The sequence below is a fragment of the uncultured Allofournierella sp. genome (assembly GCA_944382705.1).
Classification (GTDB): domain Bacteria; phylum Bacillota; class Clostridia; order Oscillospirales; family Ruminococcaceae; genus Allofournierella.
In genome coordinates, this window is record CALWNE010000045.1 from 1 (window position 1) to 11,797 (window position 11,797).

Sequence of the window (11,797 nt, forward strand, 5' to 3'; positions counted from 1 at the left end):
CAAACGGTCCAGATTGCGCGAAAATACGCCCAACATTTCGCTGCTTTTTCCATCTTCCTTCTTGTTTACAAACCAAAAACCTGCTCTGGTCTGATTGCCAAAGCAGGTTTTTCTACAAGCTGAAAAGAGAGAAATTCTGCTTTGCAGAATTTCTCTCTTTTTTTCGTATTAGCAGGTTTCGGAATAATGTTGCACTGCACGGAACAAACCTTGCCTTAACAGGCAATTACCGGGGTGCGGCATCCCGAAAACCAACCAATTTTTACTTGCCCTGAACGGCACGCCCCAGCTGAATCAGCAGGGTGGGAGCAAAGGCCAGACCCAAAATTTGCAGGTACTGCATACCGGTGAGGGGTGCAACCATAAACAGGCTTTCCAGCACAGGGATGGACAGCACAGCCACCAGCAGCACCAAACCGCCAACAAATGCCATAACGGAGTACTTGTTGCTGCTCAGGCCCAGCTTAAAGATGCTCTCCTTGCCACGGCAGTTGAAACCATGGAACAAACGAGCCAGGGTCAGGGTGGCGAATGCCATGGTGCTGGCCAGTGCAGCGCCGCCGGCATTGAAGCCCAGGTAGAATGCGATCATGGAGGCCACTGCAATCAGGCCGCCCTGCCACATAATCTTGAACATCAAATCCTTATCCAGGATGGATGCGTTGGGGTCACGGGGTTTTTCGTCCAGCAGACCCTTGCGGGCAGGCTCCATACCCAGGGCAATGGCAGGCAAGCTATCGGTCAGCAGGTTGATGAACAGCAGGTGCACCGGCTGGAAAGGCACCGGCAGCGCCATGACAGAGGCATACAGCACAGCCAGAATACCAGCCATATTGCCGGACAGCAGGAACTGAATTGCATTGCGGATGTTTGCGTACACACTGCGGCCGTTGACCACAGCCTTCACGATGGTGGCAAAGTTATCGTCGGCCAAAATCATGGAAGCGGCATCCTTGCTTACCTCGGTGCCGGTAATGCCCATGGCAACACCCACATCGGCCTTCTTCAAGGCAGGTGCATCGTTCACGCCGTCGCCGGTCATGGCGGAAATGCAGCCCCGGCGCTGCCATGCGCTCACGATGCGGATTTTGTGCTCTGGCGATACACGGGCGTAGACCGAGATGTGCGGCAGCTTTTCGTCCAGCTCCTCCTCGGTCATGGAATCCAGTTCCACGCCCTCCAGGGCCATGTCGCCTTCCTCAAAAATGCCAATCTGCTTGGCAATGGCGGTGGCGGTCACCTTATGGTCGCCGGTAATCATAACCGTGCGAATGCCGCCCCGCTTTGCATCGGCCACAGCTTCCTTGCTCTCCTCACGGGGCGGGTCAATCATGGAGACCAGGCCCACAAAGGTGAATCCGCTTTCATCTTCCAAGGTGATGGGGCGGTCGCCCTCAATGGAGCGGCAGGCAAAGGCCAGCACACGCAGGCCCTCGCGGGAGAACTCCTCGTTGACGGCCTCAATGGAGCTGCGCAGCTCCTGGGTCAGGGGAACCAGACCCTGGGCGGTGAGTACAGTTTCGGTACGATCCAAAATCACATCCATGGCACCCTTGGTCAGCAGCATTTCCTTGCCGCTTACCCGGTGCAGGGTGCTCATGAGCTTACGGTCGGAATCAAAGGCCAGCTCCTGCAAACGGGGGAACTGGCTGCGCACGGTGGAAGCATCCAGCTGATGATCTACACCCCAGTTCAGCAGGGCAATCTCGGTGGGGTCACCCACCGAAGCACCGATGGCGGTGTCCACCGTGGCATCACTGGCCAGCAGACCGATTTTCATCAGCATCTCCTGGGCAGGGTCTTTCAGGTCAGCCTGGCGGCTGTCCACCAGCTTGCCGTCTGCCCAGATTTTCTGCACAGTCATCTTGTTCTGGGTCAGGGTGCCGGTCTTATCCGAGCAGATTACCTGCACCGAGCCAAGGCTTTCCACCGCCTTCAGCTCCTTGATGATGGCGTTCTGCTTTGCCATCTTCTGGGTGCCCATAGCCAGCACAATGGTAACAATGCTGCTGAGTGCCTCAGGAATAGCAGCAACTGCCAGAGCCACTGCAAACAGCAGCGAATCCAGAATGGTCATGTGGCTGCGGAAGATGGACAGGGCAAACACCACCACACAGATGGCCAAGATAGCGGTGGCCAGCTTGCCGGAAAAATCGTCCAGGTTTTTTTGCAGCGGGGTTTTGCGCTGCTGGGTCTGGTTCATCAGTTCTGCAATGTGGCCGATCTCGGTCTGCATACCGGTGCCGGTTACCAGCATTACTGCACGGCCGTAGGTTACCAGCGAGCCGGAGAACACCATGTTCTTCTGGTCGCCCAGTGCGGTTTTGCCTGCGGGCAGGGCTTCGGCGGTTTTTTCCACCGCTTCGGACTCACCGGTAAGCGAGCTTTCATTCACCTTCAGGGAGTAGCACTCCAGCAGGCGGCCGTCGGCCACCACCAGGTCGCCAGCTTCCAGATAAACGATGTCGCCGGGCACAATCTGAGGGCCGGCCACCTCCATGCGCACGCCGTCCCGCAGCACCTTGGCAGTGGGAGCAGACATGGCTTTCAGGCTTTCCAGGCTCTTTTCGGCGTTCAGATACTGCACGGTGCCCAACACGGCATTCAAAATCAGCACCGCAAAGATAACCAGTGTGCTTTCCATATTGCCAGACACCATGGAGATAATGGCAGCACCAATCAGGATAAACACCAGCAGGTCTTTAAACTGCTCCAAAAATACCACCAGGGCACTTTTCTTTTTGCCTTCTGCCAGCTGGTTGGGGCCATATTGCTCCAGCCGTTTGGCCGCCTCAGCTTTGGTTAAGCCCTCGGTGGTTGCCTGCATCTCCTGCAGGGCTTGCTGCGTGGTTTTGTCGAAATAAGAATTCGCCATAATACAATAAACTCCCTTTCTTTCGTTGCGTTGCCGCCTGCCCGGAAGGTCTGCCAGGCGATAAAAAAAAGACCTTCCGACAGCATAGCGAAACAAACATCCGCATTTGCTGTCGAAAAGTCTTGTTACCGATCTTGCTTGTAAAAGAGCGGCGCACTCTGCCAGGCCATAGGGCCGAGATGTTGACAGAACGGCTTGCAACTACTCCCTTTTCAACGATACTTTCACTATATCATGCGGCGCTCGTTCCGTCAATGGGTTTTGCCGATATTTTGTGAATTCTTGGGCTGAATTATGCATCCGAACCCATGGCAAAGGGCACCGTCCTGGTGCAAAGCATCCAAAACGGTGCCCTTTGGGCTGCAAATATAGCTGCCGCAGTCATTTAGGGCAGGTTATTCCTCGCCATCGCTGAACTGGCTGTTGTACAGGTTTGCATAGAAACCGCCCTTAGCCAGCAGTTCCTCATGGTTGCCGGTTTCCACAATATCGCCATCCTTCATCACCAGAATCAGGTCAGCATCCCGGATGGTGGAAAGCCGGTGGGCAATAATAAAGCTGGTGCGGCCCTCGGTAAGGGCATCCATTGCTTTCTGAATGGTCACTTCGGTGCGGGTGTCCACGCTGGAGGTGGCTTCGTCCAAAATCAAAATCTTGGGGTCGGAAAGAATGGTGCGGGCAATGGTGAGCAGCTGTTTCTGGCCCTGGCTGATGTTGCTGGCATCCTCGTTCAGCTCGGTGTCATACCCAGCAGGCAGGGTGCGCACAAAGTGATCCACCTGGGCAGCCTTGGCAGCGGCCAGAACTTGCTCATCGCTGGCGTTCAGGCGGCCAAAGCGGATGTTCTCCCGGATGCTGCCATTGTACAGCCAGGTATCCTGAAGCACCATGCCAAAGGCACTGCGCATCTCGCCCCGTTTAAAGCTGCGCACATCACAGCCATCCAGCAACACAGCACCGTCGGTTACATCGTAAAAACGCATCAGCAGCTTTACCATGGTGGTTTTGCCGGCGCCGGTGGGGCCAACAATGGCCACCTTGGTGCCCGGTGCAATCTTGGCGGAAAAATCATTGATGATGGTTTTTTCCGGCACATACCCAAAGTTTACATGGCGGAACTCCACCGCACCGGTGATTTTGTCTGCATCCTCAGGCTGGGCGGTGTCCTCAATTTCCTCGCTTTCAGCCAGGAACAGGAACACACGCTCGGCAGCGGCAGCGGTCATCTGGAGCTGGTTGGAGATGTTGGCAATCTGGGTAATGGGCTGGGTAAACTGGCGCACATACTGGGTAAAGGCCTGGATGTCGCCCACGGTAATCACACCGTTCAGGCTCAAAAAGCCGCCCAGCACACAGATGGCCACATAGCCCAGGTTGCTCACAAAGTTCATCATGGGCATCATCATGCCAGAAAGGAACTGGCTTTTCCAGGCACTTTGATAGAGCGTTTCGTTCAGCTCGTCAAAGGTGCGGATGCTCTGCTCCTGGCCATTGAAAGCGGTTACCACCACATGGGCACCGTACATCTCCTCCACATGGCCGTTTACATGGCCCAGATACTCCTGCTGACGGCGGAAAAATTTCTGGCTGTGCTTGATGACATTCATCAAAATCACCATGCACACCGGCAGGATGCACAGAGACACCAGGGTCATGATGGGGCTGATGGACAGCATCATGATGAGTACACCCACCACCATGGTTACCTGGCTTACAATCTGGGAAAGGCTCTGGTTCAGGGTTTGGGTCACGGCGTCCACATCGTTGGTAATACGGCTGAGCACCTCACCGTGAGACACCCGGTCAAAATAAGACATGGGCAGCCGGTCGATTTTGCGGCTGATATCGGTGCGCATGGCATAGCTTACCTTGGTGGCAATGCCGGACATAATCCAGCCCTGCACATAGGACATGATCGCACTGATGATATACAGGCCAGCCAAAAACAGCAAAATCTTGCCAATGGCATCAAAATCAATGCCTCCGGTGCCGGTAATCATGGCTACCAGGCCCTCAAACAGCTTGGTGGTTGCCTTGCCCAGAATTTTGGGCCCAAAAATGGAAAATACGGTGCCTGCCACAGCGCACACCAGCGCCAGCACCATGCTGGGCAGGTAGCGGTTCATATACGCTGTCAGTTTTTTTATGGTTCCCTTAAAGTCCTTGACTTTTTCCCCTGCGGCCATCATGGCGTGGGGGCCAGCTCCCATGGGTCCTCTCGTATGTTGTGCCATTATACCAATTCCTCCTTCGAAAGCTGACTTTCCGCAATTTCACGGTAGGCTTTGCAGCTGGCGAGCAGCTCCTGGTGGGTTCCCTGGCCCACCACACGGCCCTCATCCAGCACCAAAATCTGATCGGCCTGCATGATGGTGGATACACGCTGTGCCACAATCAGCACGGTGGAATTTTGGGTGTACTCCTTCAGGGCAGCCCGCAGCTTGGCATCGGTCTTAAAGTCCAAAGCAGAGAAGGTATCATCAAAAATGTAAATGGGTGCCTTCTTTACCAGCGCACGAGCAATGGACAAGCGCTGCCGCTGACCGCCGGATACATTGGTACCGCCCTGGCTGATTTCTGTGTCCATGCCTTTTTCCAGGTTTTTAATAAATTCTTCGGCCTGGGCAATGCCAGCGCTTTCTTCTAAATCCTTTTTGGTTGCCTGGGGTGCGCCGTACATTAGGTTGCTGGCAATGGTGCCGCTGAACAGCTGGCCCTTCTGGGGTACATAGCCAATGGCCTGGCGCAGCTCCTTCTGATCCATCTGGCGCACATCCACACCATCCACCAAAATAGCACCCTGGGTCACATCATAAAAACGGGGAATCAGGTTTACCAGGGTAGACTTGCCGGAACCGGTGGAGCCAATAAAGGCCACGGTCTGGCCGGGACGGGCGGTAAAGCTTACATGCTCCAGCACATCTGCATCGGCGCCTTGGTAACGGAAGGAAACATCCTTAAACTCCACAATGCCCTGTACGCCCCCCTGGGGATGCTGGGGATTCTGGGGATTCTGAACGGCATTCTCGGTTTCCAGCACCTCGCTGATTCGCTCCGCCGATACGGATGCACGAGGTACCATAATAAACATCATGCTAATGAACAAAAAGCTCATGATTACCTGCATGGCATACTGGATGAAGGCCATCATGTCGCCCACCTGCAGGTTGCTTTCGGCAATCTGCTTGCCGCCAAACCAAACAATCAGCAGGGACAGGCCATTCATCACCAGCATCATAAAGGGCATCATGGTAGCCATGGCCCGGTTTACAAACAGGGTGTTGCTGGTAAGGTTTTTGTTGGCTTTTTCAAACCGCTCCTGCATGAAATTCTGGTTGGAGAAAGCACGCACCACCATCAGGCCGCTCAGCTCCTCCCGGCTTACCAGGTTCAAGCGGTCAATGAGGGACTGCATCTTTTTAAAGCGGGGCATGGCCACTGCAAACAGCACCATAATCAGGCCCAGCATTACAATCAGTGCCAGCGCCAGAATCCAGGCCAGATTCAAGCACTTGGAAAGGCCCATCACCAGGCCGCCAATGCCCATGATGGGGGCAAAGCACAGCAGGCGGAAGCCCATGCTCAAAAAGGTTTGTACCTGGGTAATGTCGTTGGTGGAACGGGTAATCAGACTTGCACCAGAGAACTGGTCCATCTCGTTGTTGTTAAAGTAGGTCACCTTGCGGAACACATCCCGCCGCAGGTCACGGCCCACACCTGCACCCAGGCGAGCCATGCAGTAGCCGGCAGACACAGCGCAAACTGTGAGCAGAATGGCAAGGCCCGCCATCTGCAAGCCGGTCTTCCAGATGTATCCGGTCTGAATGGCTTCGGTATCGGCATCCAACTGCTGGTAAAAACTCTTGGTAAACACCACACCGGTCTGGTGGGTTGTGGTTTCGGGAGTGCTGGCGGCAACCGTTATAGCCTGCTCCACCAAAGGCTCCATCTGGGAAGCCTGGAGCACCATGGCCAGCTGGCTCAGCTGTTCCATATCCATGCTGGCAGAACCCTGCTGGCTTTCTTCCTGGCTGGTCAGGCTCTGGCCCTGCTGCTCTGCCATGGTCTGCATCAGATTTACCAGCGCATAGGATGCCCGGTCAAAAGCCAGGCTTACTTCCTCGGTATCCTGCGCAACTAGCAGATAGTCCTGCTGCTGTGCCTCAGGGTACTTCTCCAGCCATTCATCCTGATTTTCTGCCTGGTCCAGGGTGGTGTAGGCCTGCTGCACCAGCTCTTTGTCCTGCTGGGGCATAAGCATCTGCATCAGGTCCATGCTATCCTTGGAAATCATTTCAGGTGCAGTCTGGGTAATGCCACCCTGCTGCAAGCCCACATTTACAATATTGCTCATGTAGTTGGGCAGGGTCAGCTCCAGCATGGCCTGGCCGAACAACAGTGCGATGCCCAGCAGCAAAATGCCCAGATAGGGTTTTACATAGCGCTTTAATTTCAGCATTGTCATTTCTCCTTTTTTGTTTTAGCAACACGATGGCCCGCAGTCCGCAAAAGTTCAGTCCTCAGCACCAAACTCCTGCTGCACTGCCTCAGCCAGGCAGTTGAAGGAATCAATCATACCTTGCACCCGGCCCTCGCTCTGCTGCTCCAGAGTGTTCAGAATGCGCTCCATCCGGCAATGCATCTCGCTGCCCACCGTTTGCAGCAGCTGGGCGCCCTTAGGTGTTATCTCAATCCACACCGTGCGCCGGTCGTGGGTATCCTGAGTGCGCTCCACATAGCCCAGCTGTTCCAGCTTACGAATGCGCTGGCTCACAGCAGGCATGGTTTGCTGCATGGTTTTAGCCAGCTGGCTGAGGGTCATAGGCTGTGATTCATCCTTATGACTATGCAGCTGGGCATGAAATCCATCACACCCTTTATTGCGCAGGGTAAGCAAGGTAAAAAATTCGGATTTATTCAGCTCTCCGCTGGGCCCGGCGCATTTCCACGCCCGGCGCAGCCGGTCCATGGCCTGCATCAACTCCAGTGCTCGGCTTTGGGTGAATTCCTGCATGAAACCCCTCCTTTCTGTTCAACTCGTAATTAGTTAGCTTTGTTAATTATGTTGCTTAACTATTCTATTGCTTTTCTTCTTTTCTGTCAATCCCCCTGGGTAAAAATTGTTCTGCTAAAATTTCTACCTCATAGATTACTGCCTTCCAGCTCCTTTTGGGGCAAGCCCTACACCACAAAACAGCCCCGCCTGCATGGAGATTTTCCACGCAGGCGGGGCTATTTTAAATCTATGGGGGTTGTTAAAGGCTTTTTGCCAGCACCAGGTGGCGCAATGCCTGCCATGGGTGGTGCAGCAGCATGCGAGGCCCTGCATACTTCATCACCTTGCGCATGGACTGGCGCATTTCCGGGTTGTAGCAGGGATGTGGACAGGCACTGCAAAATGTTTTTTGCACCATCCGGGGGCAGTGCTGGGTGCGCCGGGCCGCATACTGAGCCAGCTCCTGGCATTCACGGCACAGCGTTCCTTTGGGGCTTTTGTGCTTGCTGCGGCAATACAGCGCTATCATTTGAGCCGAAAGCTGTTGTTCCATCTGTCGTTTTTTGCAAAGGGTGTCTTCCATAAGGGCTATTCCTTTCTTGCCGGGATGTGTTAGGTGGCAGCCGTGCCGCCCTGGTGTTTCAGCTGGCGGCGAAACACCGTGGGAGCAATGCCGTTGCGCCGCCGAAAGCTTGTGGCAAAATAGGCTGCTGAACCAAACCCACACTGCTCTGCAATACGGTCAATGGGCAAATCACTGTTGCGCAGCAGATGTTCCGCCCGGTCCAGCCGTTGGTTGGTTACATACTGAGAAAAACTCTGCCCTATCTCGTTGCGGAACATCCTGCACAGATAACACTTGCTCACAAACACATGCTTTGCCACAGTTTCCAGTGTAAATGGCTCGCTCAGGTGTGTATCAATGTAAAAACAGGCCATCTGTATATGGCTGCTGCCCGTCTGCTCCTCACGCATGGCTTGCATATACTGCCGGATTATCTCCTTGCCATGGGCCACCAAAGCCGGTTGGGAAAGTGCACGGTTGTACATCTCCCGGCTTTGGTGGCGGCATTCTCCCAGGGCTGTGCCCCGCATCTGCAAAATATGCAGGTACAAGCTCTGACTGAGGGCCTCCAGCATGGCGCTGCGCTCGCTATGGCCTTCCTGTTTTAAAAGGGCCGCTTTTTTGCTCCACAAATCCAAAGCTTGCGGCAGATCGTGCTTGTCCACCGCTGCGCAGATATCCCGATGGTCGTACAAAGTTTCCAGCAGCTCCTGATTCATGAATGCTTCCCTCCTGTTTTCCTTCTATTTTAAGTAGTTAGTCGTCCCTAACTATTCTTTAATTAGTATAGACTAACTCCACTGGTTCTGTCAAGAGATATCCTTGCCCCCCACTCGCAGCACCCGCCTCCACCGAAATTCATTTTGAAAGATTCAGGATTAGATTTTAAAGGTATTTCGCTGTGAAGCATGGTATACTGCAATCAAGTTAGTTAAGGCTAACCAAGAGAAACACCTGGAGGTCTGTCATGCTGGAACGCTATTTAATCGAACACTGTTCCCCCACTTTGGCCAACATCAAAACCGCCAATCTGTTCTCCTGCCCCACTGCCTGTGTGCAGCAGCTGGAGCAATGGAACCAGATGCTCCAAGGCAAGGGCATCCGGGTGGAATTGCTGCGCTTGCGGCAGAACACCTCACTGGTGTATGTTTACCGGCCCTCCCGGCTTGCCCGGGACTTGGCAGCTGCCGGTGTGGCAGATTTCTTGCGCCAGCAGGGGTACACCCAGCTGGAACCTGAAAACATTCTGCATCAGCTGCGCAGCCGGCTGGCTTCCTGCGCCCAGTTCCCTCATGAAATCGGGGTTTTTCTGGGGTACCCTCTGGGAGATGTACTGGGCTTTATTCAATACGCTGGCACCAATTACAAGTGCTCCGGCTGTTGGAAGGTCTACTGCGATGCCTGCCAGGCAAAGCGTCTGTTTACCCAGTTTCACAAATGCCGGCGGGTGTATCAGCAGCTGTTTGTTCAGGGGCGCAGCATCCAAAAACTTACCGTAGCAGCGTAATCTGCTCCCTTCGGCAATATACCCCAGAGCAACTCTCTCCCCCATTGGAGCAATCCGCATCTATCGCTCCATCCTATTCTTACCAACACCTCTTTCTCCATAAAAAACTCTTTCCAACAGCAAACGCCCCCTGCTCGGTCTGCGAACCCGAGCAGGGGGCGTTTGCCTTTTGTTATCGTACCATAGCTTTATACCGCTTCAAGCTTTGCTGCAAGGCAGAGCCGCCTGCTGGATGTTGGATTAATTCAATGCCTGGGCCCTACGGGCGTGAACCACAATTCGCTGCAATCCATCGTTTGTGCAGGTGCTCAAAGTGAGCACCTGGTCCTGGGGCGATACATCCACCCCTGTATTGTAGGTGCTGGACGCTTTAAGCCAGTTTACAAACTCTGCATAGGAATCCCCTGGCTCAAACGCTGTACTATATACCTCTGAATCACTCTCCACAATTTGCACCGAAAAAATCTGATACCGCCAGGCCCCTTGGGGAGTGTAAAGGGTCATCCAGCCCTGGTAACTTGTAAAAAATTGAGAATCCAGATATTGCTTCAATCCTGCAAACATGGAGCCATCACGCATATTGTGGCCATACACCAAGGTATGCAAATCTTCCAGTGAGGTATTGTTTCCATCCAAAAAGATGCTGCCGGATTTGTTCTCGGTGCCATCCCACAAATGCGTTAAGTAGTATCCATTATCTTTTGGACGGTGCAGAATGGGGTAATCTACAGACAACCCGTCCATCTGAATCCAGGCGATGGTTTCCGGCGATTTTTCTTGCAAGGTTTCAAAATCCGGCTGCCAGGGCTGTGGCTGTTCTGACTGAGACTGACTGGCGGTCAACTCCTGTTTCAATTCCTTATAACTGGTACGCCCTTGGTGATACTCCCACAGATTCAAACCCAGCGCTACCGCAGAACAAACCATGACTGCCAGCAAAACGCCTTCTGCCATACGAATCCAACCTTGGCTGCCTTTCATCTTACTCCTCCTTCAAATTCTCCCATACCGCACTCATGCAACCACCTGTCAACCATCTGGAAATTGCACCTAAAGGCACCTGCCCTAATTTTTGTACAACTTTCCTTTCGTTGGTATAAAAAACATCCTTTATGAATACTCATCCTACACCTGCCCAAAAGCGCCGCTTTGGATTGTATGCATCCCACAAGGACTGTCGGAGCCATTGTGTCACTCGGCACAAAATCCGGGCCATCTGGTCACCCAAAGTGGGTGGATAAGCGCAGCGAGAATACACCGTGCATTCCCGAAAATTTACTTAATAGCAAAAACCACGGCAAACCAATAGTTTGCCGTGGTTTCATTTGGCGGAAAGAGAGGGATTCGAACCCAAAATTTGATATAATTATTTGAATATATGCACCCAAACCGGTGTTTTTCCACTCAAACTAGTGCAATAAATTGCATATTATGAAACAAAACAACCGGTTTAGAATACAAAGCGTGTACCTTTTGTGTGTACTTGAATGTCTCTCGCATGACGGGCAAGTAGTTTTTTTCTTGCCCGTCATGCATCCGCTCTCTCTGCCGGTATGGCAACCATATTGTGCTGTGTATTATACCACGGCATGGCAGTTTGCGCCAGTCCCTGCCCGGTATTTCAGTTTTTCCCCATGTCATGGCTGGGTTCTGCCTGCTGCTCCAGCAGTTCCTGGGTGATCTGGAGCCCCTTCGCCAAAAATACCGGCACAGGGTATCCCATGGCTACAAAATTCTCGCAGATGCTCCGGGCTTCATTCACCAAAAAACTGGCCAGAGTAAACCAGCCCAGCATCTGCAAAAATTCCAGCCGCACTCCCAGCATATCGCTGCTCAATCGGGTAAGAGCGTGGG

General features: G+C 53.4%; 9 protein-coding genes. 1 reads left to right on the forward strand and 8 read right to left on the reverse strand.

Annotated elements, in window-relative coordinates; genetic code table 11:
• Positions 1–262 precede the first annotated feature (262 nt).
• The 6 genes from ACH2EM_RS06770 to ACH2EM_RS06795 all read right to left on the reverse strand — a co-directional run bounded on the left by ACH2EM_RS06770 (position 263) and on the right by ACH2EM_RS06795 (position 9,155).
• Positions 263–2,875, reverse strand: a complete 2,613-nt coding sequence (locus ACH2EM_RS06770) for a cation-translocating P-type ATPase (protein WP_395151375.1) — start codon at positions 2,873–2,875, stop codon at positions 263–265.
• 395 nt (positions 2,876–3,270) lie between these two features.
• Positions 3,271–5,109: an ABC transporter ATP-binding protein gene (locus ACH2EM_RS06775; protein WP_395151376.1), complete on the reverse strand. Its 1,839-nt coding sequence runs from the start codon at positions 5,107–5,109 to the stop codon at positions 3,271–3,273.
• A complete protein-coding gene (locus ACH2EM_RS06780) occupies positions 5,109–7,334 on the reverse strand; it encodes an ABC transporter ATP-binding protein (RefSeq protein ID WP_395151377.1) in 2,226 nt (741 codons plus the stop codon). The genes ACH2EM_RS06775 and ACH2EM_RS06780 overlap by 1 nt, the downstream gene beginning before the upstream one ends.
• Positions 7,335–7,388: 54 nt before the next feature.
• A complete protein-coding gene (locus ACH2EM_RS06785) occupies positions 7,389–7,889 on the reverse strand; it encodes a MarR family winged helix-turn-helix transcriptional regulator (RefSeq protein WP_395151378.1) in 501 nt (166 codons plus the stop codon).
• A 241-nt stretch (positions 7,890–8,130) separates the two neighbouring features.
• Positions 8,131–8,454: a nitrous oxide-stimulated promoter family protein gene (locus ACH2EM_RS06790; RefSeq protein WP_395151379.1), complete on the reverse strand. Its 324-nt coding sequence runs from the start codon at positions 8,452–8,454 to the stop codon at positions 8,131–8,133.
• A gap of 29 nt (positions 8,455–8,483) precedes the next feature.
• On the reverse strand, positions 8,484–9,155 hold the full coding sequence (locus ACH2EM_RS06795; RefSeq protein WP_395151380.1) for a helix-turn-helix domain-containing protein: 672 nt from the start codon (positions 9,153–9,155) through the stop codon (positions 8,484–8,486).
• A 248-nt stretch (positions 9,156–9,403) separates the two neighbouring features.
• On the opposite strand from ACH2EM_RS06795, the gene ACH2EM_RS06800 reads away from it, so the two are divergent.
• Positions 9,404–9,943 carry a DUF3793 family protein gene (locus ACH2EM_RS06800; RefSeq protein WP_395151381.1) on the forward strand — a complete coding sequence of 180 codons (540 nt, stop codon included), beginning with the start codon at positions 9,404–9,406 and terminating at the stop codon, positions 9,941–9,943.
• Between the two features lie 240 nt (positions 9,944–10,183).
• On the opposite strand, the gene srtB is transcribed toward ACH2EM_RS06800, so the two are convergent.
• Both srtB and ACH2EM_RS06810 read right to left on the reverse strand, forming a co-directional pair.
• Positions 10,184–10,924 (reverse strand): class B sortase, encoded by a 741-nt coding sequence (srtB, locus tag ACH2EM_RS06805; RefSeq protein WP_395151382.1) that lies wholly within the window; start codon positions 10,922–10,924, stop codon positions 10,184–10,186.
• A 640-nt stretch (positions 10,925–11,564) separates the two neighbouring features.
• The coding region (locus ACH2EM_RS06810) for a phage holin family protein (protein ID WP_395151383.1) at positions 11,565–11,797 on the reverse strand (233 nt) is incomplete at its 5' end.